Here is a 22,483-nt window from a genome sequence, read left to right on the forward strand (position 1 = left end):
CGCCTGGGTGTGTCCGCCGCAAATTGATGCGGATTTACGGGTTCGTGACCTGGCCGGCCCAGTGTCTGTAGCGCATTACCCGCCATGCCATCACGGGGTAGTCCATTGCCTTCAGTCTTGGACGCTGTGCCCAAGTCTGGCCTGCCATGGCCTCGATGTGGTCAAGTATGCGGAGCCCCCCGTGAACCACCAGGCGTAGTTCCAGGCCAGCTCTGCCAGGCAGGCGAAGCGCGAGAGGGCTGCCGCTTTCCATCCGCGAGCGTGCTTGCCTGGCCAACGCCAGTATCGCTTCGGACAAGCGGGCGCCTTGCACGCTGCCGGCTTGCACTGCGAGCAGGTCCTTGGGGTCCAGGCCTGCATGTGCAAAGGCCGGAATCGGGAGGTAGAAGCGCCCTTGCTGAGCGTCTTCGCGAACGTCTTGCCAGAAATTGATCAACTGCAGTGCGCTGCAAATCTGGTCACTTTCAGCGATGGACGCCGTATCCGTCACCCCGTACAGGTGCAGCAAGAGTCGCCCGACGGGGTTGGCTGAGAGCTCGCAGTACCGCAGCAGCTCGGCTTCGTTGCGGTATATGCGTTGCGCTGCCGTGTAGCGAACATCCTGCTCAAAAGCGCTGATCAGATCGTGCAGGGGCTGCTCTGGCAAGCGGTACCTCTGAATGATGCCTGCCAGAGGGCCAAAGACCTGCGGCCATGCACTGCCCTGATAAGTGGAGCGACCCATGCACTGGTCCAGGGCGCGCCGGTACTGGCTAAGCGCTTCCAGTCGGGTGGTGGCTGCAATCTTCCCTTCGTCGGCCATGTCGTCCGCTGTCCTGGCAAACCTGTACAGAGCCTTGATGGCGGGGCGCAGGTATGGAGGGCTGAGCAGAGACGCGACCGGAAAGTTCTCATAGTGGCCAACACCGGACGTCAGGATACCGACGGGATCCGCGTCCGGGGTGGCTGCTTCGAGCTGAGGTTCCAGCGTTTCTCTCACTTGGCGGGCAGGGCAAGGGCTGCAAAAAAAGGGCTTGGTCAGTCCAAAGTAATGTATGGGAATACTCGTGGACTGGTAAAAAGTGAGTAATTGTAACGGTATAGGTGTGGGTGCCAGGGAGGCCAAAGCCTGTTGTCGCGTGGCTTTTGACACCGGATACAATAGAAGGTTGCCGTGAGTCAGGAGTTGCTGATTCTGGCCTGTTTGTCTGCACGTTGCGCAGGGTTGATGGGGTTCCCACCGGCTCATCGCGATGACGGAGCGCTCACCAGGCCGGTCGGTACTGCGCGGGTGGCGAAATTGGTAGACGCACCAGGTTTAGGTCCTGACGCCAGTTGATGGTGTGGGGGTTCGAGTCCCCCCCCGCGCACCAGAGAGACTCACCTGAATTTTTTTCTGGGGTACGCCGGCAGGCGTTCCCTGAACCCATCGGAGTAAACAATGACCGTCAATGTCGAGACACTGGAGAAGCTTGAGCGCAAGATCACGCTCACGCTGCCTGCTGAAACCATCACCAAGGAAGTCGAGAGTCGCCTCAAGCGTCTGGCTCGCCAGGTGAAGATGGATGGTTTCCGTCCAGGCAAGGTCCCGATGAACGTGGTGGCGCAACGCTACGGTTATTCAGTCCAGTATGAAGTGATGAACGACAAGGTGGGCGAAGCTTTTGCTGTTGCGGCCAATGAAGCCAAACTGCGTGTCGCCGGCCAGCCCCGCATCACCGAGAAGGAAGACGCACCTGAAGGCCAGCTGTCCTTCGATGCCGTTTTCGAGGTCTACCCGGACGTCAAGATCGCCGATCTGTCTGATGCCGAAGTCGAGCGCGTGAGCGCCGAGGTCAATGACGCAGCCATCGATCGCACCCTCGACATCCTGCGCAAGCAGCGCCGCACCTTCGAGCAGCGTGCACAGGACCAGGCGGCTGAAGATGGCGATCGTGCAACCATTGACTTTGCCGGCAAGATCGACGGTGAAGCCTTTGATGGCGGCAAAGCCGAAGGCTTCCAGTTCCTGGTCGGCGAAGGGCAGATGCTCAAGGAGTTCGAGGACGCTGTTCGCGGCATGAAGGCGGGCGAGTCCAAGACTTTCCCTCTGGCCTTCCCCGAGGACTACCACGGCAAGGACGTGGCAGGCAAGACAGCCGATTTCCTGGTCACCGTGCAGAAAATCGAAGCGGCCAAGCTGCCTGAAGTCGATGACGAGTTTGCCAAGTCTCTCGGCGTAGAGGGCGCAACGGTTGAAGCACTGCGCGCGGACATTCGCAAGAACCTTGAGCGCGAAGTGAAGTTCCGCGTGCTCGCCCGCAACAAGCAGGCCGTCATGGACGCCCTGGTGGCCAAGGCTGAGCTTGACCTGCCCAAGTCGGTGGTTCAGGCTGAAGTCGACCGCCTCGTTGAAGGTGCCCGTGCAGACCTGAAGCAGCGCGGCATTCCTGACGCTGACAAGGCGCCCATCCCGCAAGAGATGTTCACCGAGCAAGCCGAGCGCCGTGTGCGCCTGGGCCTGGTCGTGGCTGAGCTGGTGCGTGCCAACGATCTTGGCGCCAAGCCTGAGCAACTCAAGGCACACGTTGACGATCTGGCTGCCTCCTACGAAAAGCCGGAGGAAGTTGTTCGCTGGTACCAGGGTGACAACCGCCGCATGGCAGAGGTCGAAGCCGTTGTGATCGAAAACAACGTGACCGACTTTGTACTGGGCAAGGCCAAGGTCACCGACAAGTCGGTTGATTTTGACGAGTTGATGGGTCAGCAAGGCTGATTCTCCAGCTGGGCGCACCCGGGCTTTGAGTCCTGGCTGCGTCTGCAGCGCCACTTTGGATCGAGTTGTGCTGAAACCATGCAAAAAAAGGGCGGTATACCGCCCTTTTTTGCATCAGATGACCTGTTTTTTCGCGATTTCGGCCACAGATACTGGATTCCCAATCCCACTTGCCGATAAGGGGGGATTGGGTTGGTTACAGTAGTGCCATCAACCCAATTTTCAAACGGAGATAAAAGAATGAGCGCAATGGATATCCAGGGCCTGGGCATGGTGCCCATGGTCATTGAGCAGTCAGGTCGAGGAGAGCGCGCTTACGACATCTACTCCCGATTACTCAAGGAGCGCGTGGTTTTCCTCGTTGGCCCGGTCAATGACCAGTCGGCCAACCTGGTCGTGGCGCAGATGCTGTTCCTCGAGAGCGAAAACCCGGACAAAGACATCTCCCTCTACATCAACTCTCCCGGCGGCTCGGTCAGTGCAGGCATGGCGATTTTCGACACCATGAACTTCATCAAGCCGGATGTCTCGACGCTTTGCATCGGCATGGCGGCCAGCATGGGAGCATTCCTGCTGTCGGCCGGTACCAAGGGCAAGCGCTTTGCTTTGCCCAACTCCAAGGTGATGATCCACCAGCCGCTGGGCGGAGCGCAAGGTCAGGCGACCGAGATCGAAATCCATGCCCGCGAAATCCTGAAAACCCGCGAGCAGTTGAACAAGATCCTGGCCGAGAACACCGGTCAGCCGCTGGAAAAAATCGAGCGCGACACTGAGCGCGACTACTACCTCTCTGCTGCGGAGTCTGCCGAGTACGGTCTGATCGACAAGGTGATCGACAAACGCAGCGGAGCCGAATCGAGCTGATGGGCTTGAGTACCTGACGCCCTCAGGTAATGAGAAAGCACCATTTTTTGTGTGGGCAAATGAAGGAAAGGGGTGCTTTTCCCGCGTTTGGCCCATCGATGGCATGAACTATCATTGCCTTAACCACTATTTATGAATTGTCAGAGACAGCATCCACATGGGCGACAAAAAATCAGCTTCAGGTGAAAAGGCGCTGTATTGCTCCTTTTGTGGCAAGAGCCAGCATGAAGTCAAGAAGTTGATTGCCGGTCCTTCGGTTTTCATCTGCGACGAGTGCATTGACCTGTGCAACGACATCATCCGTGACGAATTGCCAGGGCTGGAAGCCGTCAAGACCGCTGGCGAGGAGTTGCCTACGCCTGCGGAGCTCAAGTCCAACCTGGACAACTATGTGATCGGACAGGAGGCCGCCAAGCGCGCCTTGTCCGTGGCGGTCTACAACCACTACAAGCGGCTTCGCCACAAGCAGGGCGCACGGAAGGAAGATGTCGAGCTCGCCAAGAGCAACATTCTCCTCATAGGTCCCACCGGGTCGGGCAAGACTTTGTTGGCCCAGACCATGGCCCGCATGCTCAATGTGCCTTTCGTCATGGCCGATGCGACGACCCTGACGGAAGCCGGCTACGTGGGTGAGGACGTCGAGAACATTGTTGCCAAGCTGCTCCAGAGCTGCAATTACGATGTCGAGCGTGCCCAGCAGGGCATTGTCTACATCGACGAAATCGACAAGATCACCCGTAAGGCAGACAACCCGTCGATCACCCGGGACGTCTCTGGCGAGGGTGTTCAGCAAGCCTTGCTCAAACTGGTCGAGGGAACCATGGCCTCTGTGCCGCCGCAGGGCGGGCGCAAGCACCCCAACCAGGATTTCCTGCAAGTGGACACGACCAACATCCTGTTCATCTGTGGTGGTGCGTTTGCCGGGCTGGAGAAGATCATCGAGAACCGGACCGAAGCCTCTGGCATCGGTTTTGGCGCCACGGTCAAGAGCAAACAGCAACGCAGCCTGACTGAAACCTTCAAGGACGTCGAACCAGAAGACCTGGTCAAGTACGGCCTGATCCCCGAGCTGGTTGGCCGGGTGCCCGTGCTGGCAACGCTGGCCGAACTCTCGGAGGAAGCGCTGGTCGAGATCCTGACGCAGCCCAAGAACGCTGTGGTCAAGCAGTTCTCGCAGCTCTTGTCCATGGAAGGCGTCGAGCTGGAAGTCCGTCCGGCAGCGCTGAAGGCGATCGCTCGCAAGGCGTTGCTGCGCAAGACGGGCGCTCGTGGTCTGCGCTCCATTCTGGAGAACGCATTGATCGACACGATGTTCGAGCTTCCCAGCCTGAGCAATGTGGAGAAAGTGGTGGTCGACGAATCCACCATCGATGAAAACAAGGCACCGCTACTGGTTTATCAGGAAGCGGCCAAAAAAGCCTGAAGGGCGCAAGCCGATTAGCCTTTGGGTAGGTCTGAGGGCGTCAGGGTGGTTGATTTTCACTCTCTGGCCCCCAGCTACCTGTTTTGATGAGGTAAAGCAATGTCTGGTCAAACCCCCTTGCCAAGCACTCCGGTGGAATTGCCGTTGCTCCCATTGCGGGACGTGGTGGTGTTCCCCCATATGGTCATTCCGCTGTTTGTGGGCCGGCCAAAGAGCATCAAGGCGCTGGAATCTGCCATGGAGTCGGAGCGCCGGATCATGCTGGTCGCCCAGAAAGCAGCGGCGAAGGATGAGCCCACGGCCGAAGACATGTTCGAAATGGGGTGTGTCGCGACCATTCTCCAGCTGCTCAAACTTCCAGACGGAACCGTCAAGGTGCTGGTTGAAGGTGTTCAGCGTGCCAAAGTGCTGGGTATCAGCGAGAACGAACAGCATTTCCTCGCCAATGTTGCGCCGACCGATCCCGCCCGGGAGCAGCGCGAAACGCAGGCAACTGAAGTGGAAGCGCTGCGCCGCGCAGTGATGCAGCAGTTTGACCAATACGTCAAACTCAACAAGAAGATTCCATCCGAGATCCTGACCTCGATCTCCAGCATTGATGATGCTGGCCGCCTGGCAGACACGATCGCAGCGCATTTGCCGCTGAAGCTCGAGTCCAAACAGGTCGTGCTCGACCTCGATCCGGTGACCAAGCGACTGGAGAACCTCTTCGAGCAACTCGAGCGCGAAGTCGACATCCTCAACGTCGACAAAAAGATCCGCGGACGGGTCAAGCGCCAGATGGAGAAGAACCAGCGCGACTTCTATCTCAACGAGCAGGTCAAGGCGATCCAGAAAGAGCTCGGCGAAGGAGAAGAGGGCGCCGACATCGAGGAGATCGAGAAAAAGATCAAAGCTGCCCGCATGCCGGCCGATGCCCGCAAGAAGGTGGAAGCCGAGCTCAAGAAGCTCAAACTGATGTCACCCATGTCGGCCGAGGCCACGGTGGTGCGCAACTACATCGACGTGCTGGTGGGTTTGCCGTGGCGCAAGAAGACCAAGATCAAGCATGACCTTGGCCATGCCGAGGAAGTGTTGAACGCCGATCACTATGGGCTGGAGAAGGTCAAGGACCGCATTCTCGAGTACCTGGCTGTGCAACAGCGCGTTGAAAAGGTCAAAGCGCCAATCCTCTGCCTTGTCGGGCCTCCAGGCGTTGGCAAGACGTCTCTTGGCCAGTCGGTGGCGAAGGCCACCGGGCGCAAGTACGTGCGCATGGCTCTGGGAGGGATGCGTGACGAGGCCGAGATCCGTGGGCACCGTCGTACCTACATTGGTGCCATGCCCGGCAAGGTGCTTCAAAGCCTGAACAAGGTTGGCACACGCAATCCGCTTTTCCTGCTTGACGAGATCGACAAGCTGGGAACGGATTTCCGTGGCGACCCGTCCAGCGCATTGCTGGAGGTGCTGGACCCGGAGCAAAACCACACCTTCGCTGATCACTACGTGGAAGTCGACTTTGACCTTTCTGATGTGATGTTCGTGGCCACCTCCAACTCCATGAACATTCCGCCGGCATTGCTGGACCGCATGGAGGTGATTCGCCTCTCGGGTTATACCGAGGACGAGAAGACCAACATCGCAGTGCGCTACCTGTTGCCCAAGCAGCTGAAGAACAACGGCATCAAGGAGGGTGAGCTGGAAGTGAGCGAAGAGGCCGTGCGGGATGTGGTGCGCTACTACACGCGTGAGGCTGGTGTGCGTTCGCTTGAGCGTGAGCTGTCCAAGATTTGCCGCAAGGTGGTCAAAGGCCTTTTGCTGAAAAACTATGAGCCAACGGTGAAAGTCACTGCGGAGAACCTCTCGGAGTTCCTCGGCGTGCGCAAGTACACCTATGGCCGTGCTGAAGCAGAGAACCAGGTCGGTCAGGTCGTGGGTCTTGCGTGGACGGAAGTCGGTGGTGACCTGCTCACCATTGAGGCCGCGCTCATGCCCGGCAAAGGCAATGTGACGCGAACCGGCCAGCTCGGCGACGTGATGAAAGAGTCGGTCGAGGCTGCCCGTACCGTCGTGCGCAGTCGCGCCAGCGTACTGGGCATCAAGGACGAGACCTTCGAGAAGCGCGACATCCATATTCACGTGCCTGATGGAGCCACGCCGAAAGATGGCCCGAGTGCCGGCATCGCCATGACAACCTCCATGGTCTCTGCAATGACCGGAATTCCGGTCCGTGCCGACGTCGCCATGACTGGCGAGATTACCTTGAGGGGTGAGGTGACGGCTATCGGCGGACTCAAGGAAAAGTTGCTCGCTGCGCTTCGCGGTGGCATCAAGACGGTGGTGATTCCGGAAGAGAACGTCAAGGATCTGGCGGAGATTCCCGAGAACGTGAAGAGTGGGCTTGAAATCGTGCCGGTGAAATGGATCGACAAAGTGTTGGCCATTGCACTCGAGCGTCAACCCGTCCCCTTGACCGAAGAGGAAGTGGAAGCTCAGATCAAGGCTCGTCGCTCGTCGGGGCCATCCCCAGATCCGCTGACACATTAAAAAAGTCGAAATTTTTTTGGGGGACTTGAAAACACGGCTTTTTTTGTTGTAGAATTTCAGCTTCTGAGGACGACGACAAGAACTCTTCAGGAAATGCGGGAATAGCTCAGTTGGTAGAGCGCAACCTTGCCAAGGTTGAGGTCGCGAGTTCGAACCTCGTTTCCCGCTCCACACATCCGAAAAAGGGAAGCAAGCCGCTTCCCTTTTTTTCCATCGGGTGCTGCACAATATGTGCGGTAGATCGGTGAATCGCATAGCGGCGCGATAGCAAAGCGGTTATGCAACGGATTGCAAATCCGTCTAGCCCGGTTCGACTCCGGGTCGCGCCTCCAGCCTCTTGCAAGGCCCCGTTCGTCGGGGCCTTTTCTTTTGTTTCATGCGGCCAGTGGCTCTTTGCGAAAATGCTCCGGAGCATTGTGCAAAATCGGGCATGACGAACCTGCGACAATCGCACCATGACCTTCGGTGGTTGGTGGCGTGGGCAAGCTGCCCGTTCACACGCTGCTTTCACCATGCAGGTCAGGCCTCGATGGTGAAATTGGTAGACACAGCGGACTTAAAATCCGCCGGCCGTAAAAGGTCGTACCGGTTCGATTCCGGTTCGAGGCACCACGTGCGGGCTTGCGGACCCGTGCCGAGCCGCTTTCTGAGTGAGATTGCATGACACGATTCAACGCGCCATTCGAGATTCACGTGCATGGGGACGTTCCTTTGCGTGAAGACATCGCGTACGAGCAGGTGGAAGAAGCGCTCAAGCCTCTCTGGCGCTATGCCGGTGCCTCGTCACTGGCTTCGGCTGCTGGCAGCCACTATGAGGATGAGCCTGGTATCCGGATCGATGTGCAGGCCCATGTGCTTCACATGTGCTGGACGGTGACAGGCGACGATGACTTCCGCCAGGCCGTCGAAGAGACCTGCATGGGCATCAATGATCTGGCGGCCTCAGGTGCTCCGATCGAGGTGTCTTTCTACGACGCCGAGTATGACGAGGACGACGAATCCAACCCCGCAGAAGCCAGAGATGACTTCATGATGTGCTTTGTCGGGCCGACGCCCGCTGCCATCATGCAGATCCAGCGAGACCTGCTGGTTCAGGACGTGGTGGGTCTGATGGAGCGCCACTTCGAAACCACCGAACTGACCGAGGTGGTCACGGCGATCGACAACCTGTTCACTCGCCGATTCGATGACCTGGTGAACTCCATGCAACTGGGCCGCCCACCGAGAGGAGGCCATGGCGGACCACCATCTGGCCACGGGGGGCCGCGCAAGCCTCGCCACTTGCACTGATCGCAGAGCCAGCTGAGCGCTCAGGTCTTCCTTCCGGAGATTCGCGTCATGTCCTTGTTTGCCCAGGCACACCTCAATCCAGGTGTGCGAAAGCGCGAAGTGTTTGGCTGGGCCATGTACGACTTCGCGAACTCCGGCTACACCACTGTCGTGCTGACAGCTGTGTTTGCCGCGTATTTTGTCGGTGGGGTGGCGGGCAATGCCGAATGGTCAACATTCGCCTGGACTTTGGCGCTAAGTGTTTCCAGCCTGATCGTCATGCTGACCGTTCCGGTCATTGGTACATGGGCGGACCAGCATGCAAGCAAGAAGCCGGTGCTGCTCCTGACCACTGTCGGCTGCGTCCTGGCAACCGCCGCGCTGGCCTGGGTCGGGCCGGGCGATGTCGCATTGGCGCTGGTGCTGGTGGTGCTGTCCAATACCTGCTTTGCGTGGGGGGAGTCCATCATTGCGGCTTTTCTTCCGGAGCTGGCCAAGGCTGACTCAATGGGAAAAGTCAGTGGCTGGGGATGGAGCTTCGGTTACCTGGGTGGCATGCTGTCTCTTGGCTTGTGCCTGGCCTATGTCCTCAAGGCTCAGGCCAATGATGTTCCTGCCGCCGAGTTCGTCCCCGTGACCATGCTGATCACTGCGGCCGTTTTTGCACTGGCTGCCGGTGTGACATTCGCATTGCTGCGCGAGCACGCCAAACCCAGTCTGCGTCAGGACGCCCGCAAGACCGGTTTGAGGGCCTCGTTTGCGCAGTTGCTGGAGACATTTCGCCGCGCGCGTTCCTACCCCGACTTCATGTGGCTGCTGGCTTGTACGGTGGCCTACCAGGGAGGGGTGGCCGTGACCATTGCGCTGGCGGCCATTTACGCGGAGCAGGTGATCGGGTTCGAGAAGCTCGAAACCATGGTGCTGATCTTCGTGCTCAACATCGCTGCAGCCCTGGGGGCCTTTGCCTTTGGCTACTGGCAGGACAGGATCGGCCACAAGCTGGCTCTGGGCAGTACTTTGGTGGGGTGGGTCGCCACCTGCATCATCGCTGCGCTGACCACGACCAAAGGCGGCTTCTGGTGGGCGGCCGCGATCGCCGGCGTGTGCATGGGGGCCAGCCAGTCATCCGGGCGAGCCATGGCAGGCATGTTTGCTCCACCGAAGCAACTGGCCGAGTTCTACGGTTTGTGGACTTTCGCAGTGAGACTGGCCAGCATCATTGGCCCTTTGAGCTATGGTCTGATCACCTGGGCAACGGGCGGCAACCATCGCATTGCCATTGCTTCGACAGCGGTGTTGTTTGCTGCCGGTTTGCTGATTCTGCTGCCCGTGCAGATGGAGCGGGGCCGAGCCCGGGCTCTGGCGTCAGACCCTCTCCAACTGTAGGCAAATGCAGGCTGCAGGCAAGCCTGAAGCCTGCTCAGTACTCAAGCATCCGGGGCAAACCCTTGGCCTGCTGGATCCAGCCCATGACTTCAGATTCGGTAGGCGTGCGGCGCACCAGCTTCTTGGTCTCGTTGAGCGTCGCCATCGTGCGCTGCAAATTCACTGCGTTGCGGCGGCGCAGCTCCGGCACGGTGTCCACGCCTGCTGCTTCGAGAAGCTCTGCATACTCTGAGCCGATGCCATTGACGCGATAGAGGTCGACCATATTGGCAAACTTGAGGATCTGCCTTGGCGACAGGCCTGTCTTGCCGGCCAGGCTTTTGCGCAAAGCCGGGGTTCGCGTCTGTGCCAACAGTGCATCCGTGTTCTTCACGCCGACGTCGCGCAGCTTGCCTCCCACTGTGGGTCCGATTCCTTCTACATCTTCGATTGGCTTATTGGCCATGACACGGCTCCTGTTCGTTGATGGTCCGAATTCGGGTCACGGCCTGTACTTCACAGGGGCGACCACCCTGATCCAATGTACTGAATTTGAATGAGTTGCCTTGTAACAACTCGAAACGAAGCGGAGCGTCTTTTCCTGTCAGGGGCGAGCCACGGGGTTACCAGCGAAGTTGCTGTGCCGGAATGTCAAGCTGTAGCCAGCGCGAGGCTGCAGCGCTCAGCCGTTCTCCAGTGCCTGTGCTGTGCAGGGTCACCGTTGGCAGGGATGGTGACATGTCGAAGTCCGTCAAGCCCAGCACACTGCGAACGCGTCGAGCGACTGGCTGACCGTTTTCCAGAATCGTCACCCCAGGACCGCAGAGGGATGAGACCACGTCGCTGGCGAAAGGGTAGTGCGTACAGCCGAGCACCACGACGTCGACACCGTTTTCCTGCGCTGCAGACGGAGAGTGTGGGAGGCCGGCTGCATCGAGGTAGCGCTGCAGCATGGCACGCACGTCAAGGTCGCGCCCGTTCTCGATCGCATCGGCCAGCCCATTGCACGCCACACTGTGAATATGCACGTGTGGACTCGCGCTCTGGACCTGGTCACACAGCTTGCGGTATCGTTGACTGCCAACAGTACCGGCTGTGCCAAGCATCGCGATGTGCCCCGACCGGGTCAGCGCTGCTGCAGGTTTGATCGCGGGCTCTACGCCAATGAAAGGGAGATCAGGGTAGAGCAGCCGCAGCGAGTCGATCGCGTGTGCAGTGGCCGTGTTGCATGCCACCACCAGTGCATCTATGGGCGCTTCCTCTCTCAGCCTTTGCGTGATGAAGTGCGCCCGGTCACGTATGACCGACTCGGGCTTTTCACCGTATGGCGCGAAGCCCGTATCTGCCACGTAGACATATTGGGCGTCAGGCACTTCGGCCATGAGCGCCTTGAGGACGCTCAGGCCGCCGACACCGCTGTCATAGACGCCGATGGTTTTCAAGCGCCAGCGATGTTGATGCCCTTGAACTCGCCAGAGGCAATGCGCTTCTCCCACTCGGCTGGGCCGGTGATGTGAGCACTGGTGCCGCCGGCATCCACTGCCACCGTCACAGGCATGTCGACCACGTCGAATTCGTAAATGGCTTCCATGCCGAGGTCTTCGAAGCCCACCACCTTGGCTTGCTTGATGGCTTTGGAGACCAGGTAGGCGGCACCGCCCACGGCCATCAGGTAGGCGCTCTTGTGGTTCTTGATGGATTCGATGGCGACCGGGCCGCGCTCGGCCTTGCCCACCATCGCAATCAGGCCAGTCTTCTCCAGCATCATGTCGGTGAACTTGTCCATGCGGGTGGCTGTGGTGGGGCCGGCAGGTCCGACCACTTCATCACCAACGGGGTCGACAGGGCCCACGTAGTAAATGACCCGGTTGGTGAAGTCGACCGGCAGCGGCTCGCCTTTGGCCAGCATGTCCTGGATGCGCTTGTGCGCAGCATCACGGCCGGTGAGCATCTTGCCGTTGAGCAGCAGGGTCTGGCCAGGCTTCCAGCTCGCCACTTGCTCTTTGGTCAGCGTGTTCAGGTCAACGCGCTGGCTCTTTTCGGTGTCAGGCGTCCAGTCCACCTTGGGCCACAGATCCAGGCTTGGGGCATCCAGGTACACCGGGCCTTCGCCCTTGAGAACGAAGTGCGCATGGCGGGTGGCTGCGCAGTTGGGGATCATGGCCACCGGTTTGGAGGCAGCGTGCGTCGGGTACATCTTGATCTTGATGTCCAGCACGGTGGTCAGTCCGCCCAGGCCTTGCGCGCCAATGCCCAGTGCATTGACCTTTTCGTAAAGCTCCAGACGCAGCTCTTCGACCTGTGAGAGCTTCTCACCCTTGGAGGCTTTGGCCTGCAGCTCGTACATGTCGATGTCGTCCATCAGGCTTTGCTTGGCCAGCAGCACCGCTTTTTCAGCCGTGCCGCCAATGCCAATGCCCAGCATGCCAGGCGGGCACCAGCCAGCGCCCATGGTGGGAACGGTCTTAAGCACCCAGTCGACCAGAGAGTCGCTGGGGTTCATCATGATCATCTTGGATTTGTTTTCGGAGCCACCGCCCTTGGCCGCCACCGTCACGTCGATGGTGTTGCCGGGGACGATTTCGACATTGATCACCGCAGGCGTGTTGTCCTTGGTGTTCTTGCGGGCGAACAAGGGGTCGTTCACGACGCTGGCTCGCAGCACATTGTCCGGGTGGTTGTAGCCACGACGCACACCTTCGTTCACGGCGTCTTCGAGGCTGCCGGTGAAGCCGTCCAGGCGAACATCCATTCCGATCTTCAGAAAGACGTTGACGATGCCGGTGTCCTGACAGATCGGACGGTGTCCCGTCGCACTCATCTTGCTGTTCGTCAGGATCTGTGCGATCGCGTCCTTGGCTGCCGGGCTTTGTTCCCGCTCGTAGGCGCGTGCGAGGTGGGCAATATAGTCAGCAGGATGGTAGTAGCTGATGTACTGCAGCGATGCGGCAATGGAGTCGATCAGGTCTTCTTGTTTGATGGATGTTGGCATGGTGGGGCTCCGGTTTTCAGGGGCGCTTCGCTTTTGGCTGGCGCCTTGAGGTGAATCGCAAATGTGTGCCAGGGCGCCGCCCGCTTAATGCGGGGCGTCGTGTTTCTGGCCAGCAGGGTGCAGGATGCGGTCGGTGGCCGCTATCGCCATGGCACTGAGCAGGAAGGTGACGTGAATGGCGGTTTGCCACATCAGCGTCTTCTGGTCATAGTTGGCCGCATTGATGAAAGTCTTGAGGAGGTGGATTGAGCTGATGCCGATGATGGCGGTGCCCAGCTTCACTTTCAGGACCGACGCGTTCACGTGGCTCAACCACTCTGGCTGGTCCGGATGGTTTTCAAGGTTCATCCGGCTGACGAAGGTCTCGTAGCCTCCGACGATCACCATGATGAGCAGGTTGCTGATCATGACCACGTCGATCAGGCCAAGCACCACCAGCATGATGATGGTCTCGTTCAGACCAGTGACTTCGGCCTCGCTCTGGTAGCCCACAGCCTTGATGAGGATAGCCAGGGCTTCCTTGTCGCCCAGTGCGGCTTCGACCAGATGGACCAGTTCAACCCAGAAATGCAAGACGTAGATTGCCTGTGCAGCGATCAGGCCGATGTAGAGCGGAAGTTGCAGCCAGCGGCTCGCAAAAATGAGGTTGGGAAGGGCTGCAAGACTGCGGGGAGCCTTTTGTGGGGCGGTCATGGCAAAAAAAGTGTGCAAGTTGAAACGGTTGTGCCGCGCCTGCAAAGGGCGGCTGCTGTATTGTAGGAGGGCTGAAACCGTCTTTGAGGTCGGCAGGTCAATCTGACCCGGCCCGGGCCAGCCGTTGCCCAATGTAAGTGGCTCGTAAGAGCGTTTGCGCACATTCGCAAACTCAATTGTTCCGAAAACATCCGAGGAGACTACCCATGTCCGCACCATCGTCGTCGATCGAATCCACATTGGTCGAGAACCGTGTGTTTGAACCGAGCGAAGCCACTGTCAAGGCTGCTCGCATTTCGGGCATGGAGGCCTATCAGGCCATGTGCGCTGAAGCTGACAAAGACTACGAAGGGTTCTGGGCCAAGCTGGCCAAAGAGACGCTGACCTGGAGCAAACCCTTTACCAAGGTGCTGGACGAGTCCAACAAGCCCTTCTACAAGTGGTTCGAAGACGGTGAGTTGAACGCTTCGTACAACTGCCTGGACCGTCACATGGGCACGCCGGTCGAGAACAAGACCGCTATTGTTTTTGAGTCCGATGACGGCACGGTAACCAAAGTGACCTACAAGGAGCTGCTGGCCAAGGTCAGCCAGTTCGCCAACGCGCTGAAGTCCAAGGGCGTGAAAAAGGGTGACCGTGTGGTCATCTACATGCCCATGACCATCGAAGGCGTGGTGGCCATGCAGGCGTGTGCCCGCATCGGTGCTACCCACAGCGTGGTGTTTGGTGGCTTTTCCAGCAAGGCATTGCAGGAGCGCATTCATGACGCCGGCGCTGTGGCCGTGGTCACGGCCAACTACCAGATGCGTGGTGGCAAAGAGCTGCCTCTGAAGTCCATCGTCGACGAAGCGATTGGCATGGGCGGCTGCGAATCCCTCAAGTCCGTCATCGTGTTCCAGCGCACCCAGACCGAAGTCAACATGGTCGAAGGTCGCGATGTGTTCATGCACGACGCGCTGACAGGTCAGTCGACAGAATGCCCGGCGGAAATGGTTGGTGCAGAGCATCCGCTGTTCGTGCTCTATACCTCCGGCTCCACCGGCAAGCCGAAAGGTGTGCAGCACGCCACTGGTGGCTACCTGCTGTGGGCCAACCTGACCATGCAGTGGACCTTCGACATCAAGCCTGATGACGTGTTCTGGTGTACGGCTGACATCGGCTGGATCACGGGCCACACTTATGTCGCCTACGGTCCACTGGCTGCTGGCGCAACCCAGATCGTTTTCGAGGGCGTGCCAACCTTCCCGAACGCTGGCCGTTTCTGGCAAATGATCGAGCGCCACAAGTGCACGATCTTCTACACCGCACCGACCGCGATCCGTTCGCTGATCAAGGCGGCCGAGGGCGACGAGAAGGTCCACCCCAAGAACTGGGATTTGACCAGCTTGCGCATCATGGGCTCGGTCGGCGAGCCGATCAACCCCGAAGCCTGGATGTGGTACTACCGCCATGTGGGCGGCGAGCGCTGCCCGATCGTGGACACATTCTGGCAAACCGAGACGGGCGGCCACATGATCACGCCGCTGCCAGGTGCCACCCCTCTGGTGCCAGGCTCTTGCACGCTGCCATTGCCAGGCATTCAGGCTGCCATCGTCGACGAAACCGGTGGTGATGTGGCCAATGGCGCTGGCGGCATTCTGGTGGTCAAGAAGCCATGGCCTTCCATGATCCGCACCATCTGGGGCGACCCTGAGCGCTTCAAGAAGAGTTACTTCCCGGAAGAGTTGGGTGGCTACTACCTGGCCGGCGACGGCGCCGTGCGCAGCGCGGATCGCGGGTACTTCCGCATCACCGGTCGTATTGACGACGTGCTGAACGTATCCGGTCACCGCATGGGCACCATGGAAATCGAGTCCGCACTGGTCGGCAAGACCGATCTGGTGGCAGAAGCTGCCGTGGTGGGCCGTCCGGATGACGTGACCGGCGAGGCCATCGTCGCTTTCGTGGTGCTCAAGCGCGCACGGCCATCGGGTGACGAAGCCAAGGCGATTGCCAAGGAGTTGCGCGACTGGGTCGGCAAGGAAATCGGCCCGATCGCCAAGCCCAAGGAAATCCGCTTCGGCGACAACTTGCCCAAGACCCGCTCCGGCAAGATCATGCGCCGCCTGCTGCGTTCAATCGCCAAAGGTGAAGAAGTCACCCAAGACACCTCGACCTTGGAGAACCCAGCCATTCTCGATCAGTTGGCCCAGACCAACTGATCGAGAGGCCGCCGAGAGGTGGCCAGTGCGCAGCGCCGATGGCTGGGGGCAGGGGAGCACTCATATGGCGAAGCCATGTGATGTGCTCACCAGAACCCCTCATCCCGAGCATCAGTTGGCCCAGACCAACTGATCGAGAGGCCGCCGAGAGGTGGCCAGTGCGCAGCGCCGATGGCTGGGGGCAGGGGAGTACTCATATGGCGAAGCCATGTGATGTGCTCACCAGAACCCACTCGATCTGATCATCAGTTGGCCCAGACCAACTGATCGAGAGGCCGCCGATAGGTGGCCAGTGCGCAGCGCCGATGGCTGTGGGCAGGGGAGCACTCATATGGCGAAGCCATGTGATGTGCTCACGCGGAAGAGCCTCTTCAGTGCATAGAAATGTGGGCTGCTTGCGACATAGAACAAAAAAAGCCCGCCTGAATTCAGGCGGGCTTTTTCGTGGGTAAAGACCTGTTCGGAGTCACTTGAGGCTCAGCACCCATGCAGCCAGCTTCTTGGCTTCTGCCTCATTGACCTGGGCATTGGCAGGCATCGGGATGGCTCCCCATACGCCCGATCCGCCTTTGATGATCTTGGCGGCCAGCATGTCTGCGGCTTTTGCGTCGCCTGCATATTTTTTGGCCACATCCTGGTATGAAGGGCCGACCAGCTTCTTGTCAACAGCGTGGCAAGCCATGCAGTTCTTGGCCTTGGCCAGAGCCTGATCGGCCATCGCAGGTGCCGAAACTGCCGCCACAGCGGCCATAATCAGAAGAGCGCGTTTCATCGTTGTGTCCTTAAAGTTCTCAATAGACAAGCTCACAGCGCAATTCTATCGAAATGGCGTGCCGAGAAACCTGCGGTTACAGTTTCTTTCTGGCTTCATCCGAGCTTTACTGGAGAGTGTGATGTATTTGTTGTTGCTTGGCTTGGTGCTGTTGGCAATGAAGTATTTTGGCGTCGGTTTTGCTGCCGATTGGTCTTGGTGGTGGATCTGGTCCCCATTTGCGGCTGCGGCCGTGTGGTGGGTATGGGCGGATGCAACCGGCTATACCAAACGCAAGGCCATGGAAAAAATGGAAAAGCGCAAGCAGGATCGACTCGACAAGCAACGCGAGTCGCTGGGGATGCGGGTCAAGAAGCGGCGCTAGGCCGCACGCTGCGCGATAATCCTCTGCTGCTTTTCCCATTCCCTACCGTTTTCAAGCCCCATGCGGCTGACGGCGATCGCTGATAGCTGACCCGCTTCCCGCAGGGCCCCAATTTCCGATGCCCATTTATCGCTCAAAGACTTCCACTGCTGGCCGTAACATGGCCGGTGCCCGTGCGCTGTGGCGTGCCACCGGCATGAAGGATGACGACTTTGCCAAGCCGATCATCGCCATTGCCAACTCGTTCACCCAGTTCGTGCCAGGTCACGTGCACCTGAAAGATCTGGGCCAGCTGGTTGCCCGTGAGATCGAAGCTGCTGGCGGCGTCGCCAAGGAGTTCAACACCATTGCGGTGGATGACGGCATTGCCATGGGGCATGACGGAATGCTGTATTCGCTGCCGTCTCGCGACATCATCGCCGACTCGGTCGAGTACATGGTCAACGCGCACTGTGCCGACGCCTTGGTGTGCATTTCCAACTGCGACAAGATCACGCCAGGCATGCTCATGGCAGCCATGCGGCTGAACATCCCGGTGGTTTTTGTCTCGGGAGGGCCGATGGAGGCGGGCAAGACGCGTCTGGCAGACGCGACGGGCAAAACCATTGAAATCAAGAAGCTGGATCTGATCGATGCCATGGTCATGGCGGCGGATGACAAGGTGTCTGACGAAACCGTGGCCCAGGTTGAGCGATCCGCGTGCCCGACGTGTGGCTCATGTTCAGGGATGTTCACAGCCAACTCCATGAACTGCCTGACGGAGGCCCTGGGCCTTTCCTTGCCTGGCAATGGCACGGTGGTCGCGACCCACGCCGATCGCGAGCAGCTATTCAAGCGTGCGGGTCGCCTGGCAGTTGGTCTCTGCCGTCGCTATTACGAGCAGGATGATGAATCGGTTCTGCCACGGTCTGTCGGCTTCAAGGCCTTCGAGAATGCCATTGCGCTGGACATCGCCATGGGTGGGTCAACGAACACTATTCTTCACCTTCTGGCCATCGCACAGGAAGCGGAAATCGACTTCACGATGAAAGACATCGATCGCCTCTCGCGCGAGATTCCTCAGTTGTGCAAGGTGGCGCCGAACACCAACAAGTACCACATTGAGGACGTGCATCGTGCCGGCGGCATCATGGCGATTCTGGGCGAGCTTGATCGGGCAGGCAAGTTGCACACGGATGTGCCGACGGTTCATTGCAAATCCATGAAAGAAGCACTCGATCAGTGGGATATTGCGCGCCAGCCATCAGATGAAGTGAAGAACTTCTACCTGGCCGGCCCGGCCGGGGTGCCATCGCAAGTGGCCTTCAGTCAGAACACCCGTTGGCCCAGCCTGGACGACAATCGCGCCGAAGGCTGTATTCGCTCTTACGAACACGCTTTTTCCAAAGAGGGCGGATTGGCTGTTCTCCACGGAAACATCGCGCTCGATGGCTGTGTGGTGAAAACGGCAGGTGTGGATGACGAACTGCTGGTATTCGAGGGGCCTGCCCATGTGGTGGAGTCGCAGGACGAGGCGGTGGAGCACATCCTCGACGACAAGGTCAAAGCAGGGGATGTGGTCATCGTGCGCTACGAAGGCCCCAAAGGCGGTCCAGGTATGCAGGAAATGCTCTACCCGACCTCGTACATCAAGTCCAAAGGCCTTGGCAAAGCATGTGCGCTGCTCACCGATGGCCGTTTCTCTGGTGGTACTTCCGGCTTGTCGATTGGCCATTGTTCCCCTGAGGCAGCAGCCGGCGGCGCGATTGGCCTGGTGCGCGATGGCGACATGATTCGGATCGATATTCCCAATCGCACTATCGACGTCCTCGTCTCCGAGGAAGAGATGGGGCAGCGCCGTCTCGAGCAGGACAAGCTGGGGTGGAAGCCCGTCAAGGCACGCCCGCGCAAGGTGTCGGCCGCACTCAAGGCTTATGCTTTGCTGGCGACCTCTGCTGACAAGGGCGCTGTGCGCGATCTCGGCCAACTCGGCGACTGAGTGCCTGCTCAAATGTGCCTGCACTGATTGCAGGCACAATGGACCACCATGTTGATCCATCCCGAAATTGATCCGGTTGCCATTCAGCTGGGGGCTATCAAGGTCCACTGGTACGGCATCACCTATCTCGCCGCTTTCCTGTTGTTCATGCTGCTGGGCGTGCAGCGGCTCAAGCACGAGCCGTATGCGTCCATTTCCAAGCCCGCACCGTGGACGCGAAGAGACGTGGAGGACATTCTCTTCCTTGGTGTGATGGGGGTAGTGGCTGGCGGACGACTCGGCTATTGCCTTTTCTACAAGCCGGCTTTTTACCTTGCTCACCCGCTTGACGTCTTCAAGGTCTGGGATGGCGGCATGAGTTTTCATGGGGGCCTGCTGGGCGTGGGCCTGGCGATGCTCTGGTTTGCCCGCACCCGCCACCGACAGTTCCTGGCCGTGGCGGACTTTATTGCCCCCTGTGTGCCCACGGGGCTGGCCGCGGGCCGCGTCGGCAACTTCATCAACGGTGAGCTTTGGGGGCGGGTTGCGGATCCTGCCCTGCCTTGGGGCATGGTATTTCGCGGAGCAGGAGATGCGCCGCGTCACCCCTCCCAGATCTATCAGTTCCTGATGGAAGGCCTGTTGCTGTTTGTCTTGCTCTGGCTGTACGCGCGCAAGCCTCGGCAACTGGGACAAGTGACCGGTGCTTTTCTCTTCGGCTACGGCGTGTTCCGTTTCATCGCGGAGTTTTTCCGCGAGCCTGATGCACACCTGAGCTATCTGGCGCTCGGCATGACGATGGGCCAGTGGCTGTGCGTGCCCATGATTCTTGGTGGCTTCGTGTTCTGGTGGCGTGGTCGCTCGCAGCCCATGGCAGGCGCGCACGCATGAGTGGGGTCGAGCCCAAGGGACAGGGTCCATCGGTCCAGTGTGCCGTTCAGGAGCGGGTCGCCACCGTCACCATTTCAAACCCGCCTCGCTTCAACGCCATGACCCGTGCCATGTGGCGCGACCTCAAGGCGGTGTTCGAGGGCATCCAGGCAGAAGCGGGCCTCAGACTGGTGGTTCTGGCGGGTGAGGGTCAGCATTTCTGCGCCGGGGGGGACATATCGGAGTATCCCGACTTTCGGTTTGATCCGGTGCGGTTGCGTGAATTCCACGAAGACGAAGTCTGGGGTGGCCTGCAGGCCATGCTGGCTTGTGATGTGCCCATCGCCGCGACGATTCGGGGCAATTGCATGGGTGCTGGTGTCGAAATGGCCAGCTGTTGCGATGTGCGGCTGTCCGAGCGGTCTGCGCGATTTGGGGCGCCTATCGCGAAGTTGGGGTTTCCGATGGCTCCTCGCGAGGCCCAACTCGTCGCAGGCGCTCTGGGTGAAGCGACGGCAAGAGAGATGCTGCTCACGGGTGCCATTCTCGACGCACCGGAGATGGCCGGTCGCGGCTTCTTGCAACATCTGGTCGAACCAGACCGCTTTGGGGATGCAGTGGAGCAGCTGGTCAAGCAAGTGGGAGCCCTGAGTCCGCAAGCTGCCCGGTTGAACAAGCAGACGCTTCGCGCCTTGCAAGCTGGTCGCACGATGGATGACATCTTGCGCACAGCCTATGACTACGCAGCATCGGCGGAGCATCGAGAGGGTATTTCGTCCTTCCTGGAGAAGCGTCCCGCCAAGTTCGGCTGACACTTGCGCACCATTTTTTTTCTACCGGTCATGACAGAAGCTGCTCAACACAACCTGTATGCCGCATTGCGTGCTGCCTTTCCGAGTGACCTCGATTCAGTGGCGGTGGAGGTGCTTGACGGACCGGGCGAAGGGCTCCGGTACAGCTGGCAGGATCTGGACAAGGCAGCGGCAAAGCTGGCCAATCTTCTGGACTCGCTTGATCTGCCTGCGGGTGCGCGGATCGCAGTGCAAGTGGAGAAGTCTGTCGAATGCCTGATGCTCTATCTGGCGGTGCTTCGCGCAGGCTATGTCTATCTGCCGTTGAATACGGCCTACACGGCCAAGGAACTCGAGTACTTCATCGGCGACGCCGAGCCCTCGGTCCTGGTCTGTACGCCTTGCAATCATGGCTGGGCCAGCAAGCTGGCGTTCAAGGCTGGTGTTGACTGGGTGTTCACACTGGGAGGCGACCGCGATGGTTCTCTTCTCCAGCGAGCTGCCCATTGCGCTGATGAGCATGAAACTGTGCCTCGCGAAGCTGACGACCTGGCCGTCATCATCTACACCAGCGGAACAACAGGGCGTAGCAAGGGTGCCATGCTCTCGCACGGCAACATGTTGTCGAACGCGCGCATGCTGAAGGACTACTGGGCTTGGACGCCTGGCGACGTCTTGATCCATGCGCTTCCGGTTTTTCACGTGCATGGCCTGTTTGTGGCCATTCACGGCGCCTTGCTCAACGCCAGCCCCATGTTGTGGCTCAACCGTTTCGATGCCGCGAAGGTGGTGGAGGCCATGCCGAGGGCGACCGTGTTCATGGGGGTGCCTACCTTGTACACGCGCATGTTGGCGCTGCCGGCGCTGACGCGCCAGCAGGCTTCCCATATGCGCCTTTTCGTGTCGGGTTCCGCTCCATTGCTGATGGACACGTTTCGTTCCTGGAAGGAGCGCACCGGGCACACGATTCTGGAGCGCTATGGGATGAGTGAGACGGTGATGCTCACGTCCAACCCTTGTGGCCCGGACGCGCGTCACGGCGGCCTGGCTGAGCGCAGGGGCGGGACGGTGGGATTTCCGCTGCCCGGCGTATCGCTTCGAGTGGTCGATGGAGAAGGAGGCCTCTTGCCGGCAGGAGCGGTCGGCGATATCCAGGTCTCCGGGCCAAACGTATTCCAGGGGTATTGGCGCATGCCTGAGAAGACTGCGCAGGAATTCACCGTGGATGGCTTCTTCAGGACCGGAGATGTCGGGCAGGTAGATGCCGATGGCTACGTCACCATTGTCGGACGGAGCAAGGATCTCATCATCTCAGGGGGGTACAACGTGTACCCGGCAGAGATCGAACAGATTCTCAACGAACTTCAGGGCATGGCAGAGAGCGCGGTCATTGGCATCCCTCATCCGGACTTTGGAGAGGTGGGAGTGGCCCTGCTGGTGCCGCGCGAAGGCGCATCTCTGAGCCCGTCAGAGGTTCTGGCTCACTTGAAGTCCTTGTTGGCGAACTACAAGGTCCCCAAGCGCTGCTATGTGGTGGACGAACTGCCCCGCAACACCATGGGGAAGGTCCAGAAGAACCTGCTGCGCGAACAATTCAAGAGTACGTTCGCCTGAAGGCAGACTGGCTGGCTGTGCGCATCAAGCGTGAGGCGCGCAGCCCAC

At 59.4% G+C, this 22,483-nt stretch carries 18 protein-coding genes and 4 tRNA genes; 16 read left to right on the forward strand and 6 right to left on the reverse strand.

The genetic code is table 11. The features are described from left to right. Nucleotides 1-34: 34 nt before the first annotated feature. Nucleotides 35-979 carry a squalene synthase HpnC gene (gene hpnC / locus ABWV89_RS02920; RefSeq protein WP_353394041.1) on the reverse strand — a complete coding sequence of 315 codons (945 nt, stop codon included), beginning with the start codon at nucleotides 977-979 and terminating at the stop codon, nucleotides 35-37. A 285-nt stretch (nucleotides 980-1,264) separates the two neighbouring features. Between hpnC and ABWV89_RS02925 the strand changes: the two genes are divergently transcribed. The 10 genes from ABWV89_RS02925 (at nucleotide 1,265) to ABWV89_RS02970 (ending at nucleotide 10,202) form a co-directional block, all read left to right on the forward strand. Then, a tRNA-Leu gene (locus ABWV89_RS02925) sits at nucleotides 1,265-1,352 on the forward strand. 68 nt (nucleotides 1,353-1,420) lie between these two features. Further along, the gene (gene tig, locus ABWV89_RS02930; protein WP_353394043.1) at nucleotides 1,421-2,734 is read left to right on the forward strand and encodes a trigger factor; all 1,314 of its coding nucleotides are present in this window, start codon (nucleotides 1,421-1,423) and stop codon (nucleotides 2,732-2,734) included. A gap of 240 nt (nucleotides 2,735-2,974) precedes the next feature. Next, entirely contained in the window at nucleotides 2,975-3,598 is a 624-nt protein-coding gene (gene clpP / locus ABWV89_RS02935; RefSeq protein WP_353394045.1) for an ATP-dependent Clp endopeptidase proteolytic subunit ClpP, read from the forward strand. Between the two features lie 157 nt (nucleotides 3,599-3,755). Beyond that, nucleotides 3,756-5,021: an ATP-dependent Clp protease ATP-binding subunit ClpX gene (gene clpX, locus ABWV89_RS02940; protein ID WP_353394047.1), complete on the forward strand. Its 1,266-nt coding sequence runs from the start codon at nucleotides 3,756-3,758 to the stop codon at nucleotides 5,019-5,021. A 99-nt stretch (nucleotides 5,022-5,120) separates the two neighbouring features. Next, entirely contained in the window at nucleotides 5,121-7,547 is a 2,427-nt protein-coding gene (gene lon, locus ABWV89_RS02945) for an endopeptidase La (RefSeq protein ID WP_353394049.1), read from the forward strand. Nucleotides 7,548-7,642: 95 nt separating this feature from the next. Further along, a tRNA-Gly gene (locus tag ABWV89_RS02950) sits at nucleotides 7,643-7,718 on the forward strand. Nucleotides 7,719-7,805: 87 nt separating this feature from the next. Continuing rightward, nucleotides 7,806-7,879: transfer RNA gene (locus ABWV89_RS02955), tRNA-Cys, on the forward strand. Nucleotides 7,880-8,070: 191 nt separating this feature from the next. Continuing rightward, nucleotides 8,071-8,159: transfer RNA gene (locus ABWV89_RS02960), tRNA-Leu, on the forward strand. A gap of 48 nt (nucleotides 8,160-8,207) precedes the next feature. Continuing rightward, nucleotides 8,208-8,837 (forward strand): DUF6806 family protein, encoded by a 630-nt coding sequence (locus ABWV89_RS02965; protein WP_353394051.1) that lies wholly within the window; start codon nucleotides 8,208-8,210, stop codon nucleotides 8,835-8,837. 48 nt (nucleotides 8,838-8,885) lie between these two features. Then, nucleotides 8,886-10,202 (forward strand): MFS transporter, encoded by a 1,317-nt coding sequence (locus ABWV89_RS02970; protein WP_353394053.1) that lies wholly within the window; start codon nucleotides 8,886-8,888, stop codon nucleotides 10,200-10,202. 34 nt (nucleotides 10,203-10,236) lie between these two features. On the opposite strand, the gene ABWV89_RS02975 is transcribed toward ABWV89_RS02970, so the two are convergent. From ABWV89_RS02975 to ABWV89_RS02990, 4 genes are all read right to left on the reverse strand, one after another. Further along, entirely contained in the window at nucleotides 10,237-10,647 is a 411-nt protein-coding gene (locus tag ABWV89_RS02975) for a DUF4332 domain-containing protein (RefSeq protein WP_353394054.1), read from the reverse strand. A gap of 157 nt (nucleotides 10,648-10,804) precedes the next feature. Further along, nucleotides 10,805-11,623, reverse strand: a complete 819-nt coding sequence (gene murI, locus ABWV89_RS02980; RefSeq protein WP_353394056.1) for a glutamate racemase — start codon at nucleotides 11,621-11,623, stop codon at nucleotides 10,805-10,807. Next, on the reverse strand, nucleotides 11,620-13,173 hold the full coding sequence (locus ABWV89_RS02985) for a fumarate hydratase (RefSeq protein WP_353394058.1): 1,554 nt from the start codon (nucleotides 13,171-13,173) through the stop codon (nucleotides 11,620-11,622). The genes murI and ABWV89_RS02985 overlap by 4 nt, the downstream gene beginning before the upstream one ends. An 84-nt stretch (nucleotides 13,174-13,257) precedes the next feature. After that, on the reverse strand, nucleotides 13,258-13,866 hold the full coding sequence (locus ABWV89_RS02990) for a TIGR00645 family protein (RefSeq protein ID WP_353394060.1): 609 nt from the start codon (nucleotides 13,864-13,866) through the stop codon (nucleotides 13,258-13,260). A 206-nt stretch (nucleotides 13,867-14,072) separates the two neighbouring features. Here ABWV89_RS02990 and acs point away from each other — a divergent pair, with 206 nt between their 5' ends. Next, nucleotides 14,073-16,067 (forward strand): acetate--CoA ligase, encoded by a 1,995-nt coding sequence (gene acs / locus ABWV89_RS02995; RefSeq protein WP_353394062.1) that lies wholly within the window; start codon nucleotides 14,073-14,075, stop codon nucleotides 16,065-16,067. A 466-nt stretch (nucleotides 16,068-16,533) separates the two neighbouring features. Here the strand turns inward: acs and ABWV89_RS03000 are convergent, their stop codons facing one another. Beyond that, the gene (locus ABWV89_RS03000; RefSeq protein ID WP_353394064.1) at nucleotides 16,534-16,839 is read right to left on the reverse strand and encodes a c-type cytochrome; all 306 of its coding nucleotides are present in this window, start codon (nucleotides 16,837-16,839) and stop codon (nucleotides 16,534-16,536) included. A 121-nt stretch (nucleotides 16,840-16,960) separates the two neighbouring features. On the opposite strand from ABWV89_RS03000, the gene ABWV89_RS03005 reads away from it, so the two are divergent. The 5 genes from ABWV89_RS03005 to ABWV89_RS03025 all read left to right on the forward strand — a co-directional run bounded on the left by ABWV89_RS03005 (nucleotide 16,961) and on the right by ABWV89_RS03025 (nucleotide 22,435). Continuing rightward, nucleotides 16,961-17,203 carry a TIGR04438 family Trp-rich protein gene (locus ABWV89_RS03005; RefSeq protein WP_353395143.1) on the forward strand — a complete coding sequence of 81 codons (243 nt, stop codon included), beginning with the start codon at nucleotides 16,961-16,963 and terminating at the stop codon, nucleotides 17,201-17,203. 118 nt (nucleotides 17,204-17,321) lie between these two features. Further along, nucleotides 17,322-19,181: a dihydroxy-acid dehydratase gene (gene ilvD / locus ABWV89_RS03010; RefSeq protein ID WP_353394066.1), complete on the forward strand. Its 1,860-nt coding sequence runs from the start codon at nucleotides 17,322-17,324 to the stop codon at nucleotides 19,179-19,181. Nucleotides 19,182-19,229: 48 nt separating this feature from the next. Continuing rightward, nucleotides 19,230-20,051 carry a prolipoprotein diacylglyceryl transferase gene (lgt, locus tag ABWV89_RS03015; RefSeq protein ID WP_353394068.1) on the forward strand — a complete coding sequence of 274 codons (822 nt, stop codon included), beginning with the start codon at nucleotides 19,230-19,232 and terminating at the stop codon, nucleotides 20,049-20,051. Further along, the gene (locus tag ABWV89_RS03020) at nucleotides 20,048-20,842 is read left to right on the forward strand and encodes an enoyl-CoA hydratase/isomerase family protein (protein WP_353394069.1); all 795 of its coding nucleotides are present in this window, start codon (nucleotides 20,048-20,050) and stop codon (nucleotides 20,840-20,842) included. Before lgt ends, ABWV89_RS03020 begins: the two co-directional genes overlap by 4 nt. A gap of 30 nt (nucleotides 20,843-20,872) precedes the next feature. Then, nucleotides 20,873-22,435 (forward strand): malonate--CoA ligase, encoded by a 1,563-nt coding sequence (locus ABWV89_RS03025; protein WP_353394071.1) that lies wholly within the window; start codon nucleotides 20,873-20,875, stop codon nucleotides 22,433-22,435. Nucleotides 22,436-22,483: the final 48 nt, after the last annotated feature.

It is taken from the genome of Hydrogenophaga sp. 5NK40-0174 (genome assembly GCF_040372165.1).
Taxonomy (GTDB): Bacteria; Pseudomonadota; Gammaproteobacteria; order Burkholderiales; family Burkholderiaceae_C; genus Hydrogenophaga.

Coding starts and splice junctions, on each gene's coding strand:
- tig (WP_353394043.1), top strand. CDS start 1,421: ATGACCGTCAATGTCGAGACACTGGAGAAGCTTGAGCGCAAGATCACG.
- clpP (WP_353394045.1), top strand. CDS start 2,975: ATGAGCGCAATGGATATCCAGGGCCTGGGCATGGTGCCCATGGTCATT.
- clpX (WP_353394047.1), top strand. CDS start 3,756: ATGGGCGACAAAAAATCAGCTTCAGGTGAAAAGGCGCTGTATTGCTCC.
- lon (WP_353394049.1), top strand. CDS start 5,121: ATGTCTGGTCAAACCCCCTTGCCAAGCACTCCGGTGGAATTGCCGTTG.
- ABWV89_RS02965 (WP_353394051.1), top strand. CDS start 8,208: ATGACACGATTCAACGCGCCATTCGAGATTCACGTGCATGGGGACGTT.
- ABWV89_RS02970 (WP_353394053.1), top strand. CDS start 8,886: ATGTCCTTGTTTGCCCAGGCACACCTCAATCCAGGTGTGCGAAAGCGC.
- ABWV89_RS02975 (WP_353394054.1), bottom strand. CDS start 10,647: ATGGCCAATAAGCCAATCGAAGATGTAGAAGGAATCGGACCCACAGTG.
- ABWV89_RS02985 (WP_353394058.1), bottom strand. CDS start 13,173: ATGCCAACATCCATCAAACAAGAAGACCTGATCGACTCCATTGCCGCA.
- ABWV89_RS02990 (WP_353394060.1), bottom strand. CDS start 13,866: ATGACCGCCCCACAAAAGGCTCCCCGCAGTCTTGCAGCCCTTCCCAAC.
- acs (WP_353394062.1), top strand. CDS start 14,073: ATGTCCGCACCATCGTCGTCGATCGAATCCACATTGGTCGAGAACCGT.
- ABWV89_RS03000 (WP_353394064.1), bottom strand. CDS start 16,839: ATGAAACGCGCTCTTCTGATTATGGCCGCTGTGGCGGCAGTTTCGGCA.
- ABWV89_RS03005 (WP_353395143.1), top strand. CDS start 16,961: ATGTATTTGTTGTTGCTTGGCTTGGTGCTGTTGGCAATGAAGTATTTT.
- ilvD (WP_353394066.1), top strand. CDS start 17,322: ATGCCCATTTATCGCTCAAAGACTTCCACTGCTGGCCGTAACATGGCC.
- lgt (WP_353394068.1), top strand. CDS start 19,230: ATGTTGATCCATCCCGAAATTGATCCGGTTGCCATTCAGCTGGGGGCT.
- ABWV89_RS03020 (WP_353394069.1), top strand. CDS start 20,048: ATGAGTGGGGTCGAGCCCAAGGGACAGGGTCCATCGGTCCAGTGTGCC.
- ABWV89_RS03025 (WP_353394071.1), top strand. CDS start 20,873: ATGACAGAAGCTGCTCAACACAACCTGTATGCCGCATTGCGTGCTGCC.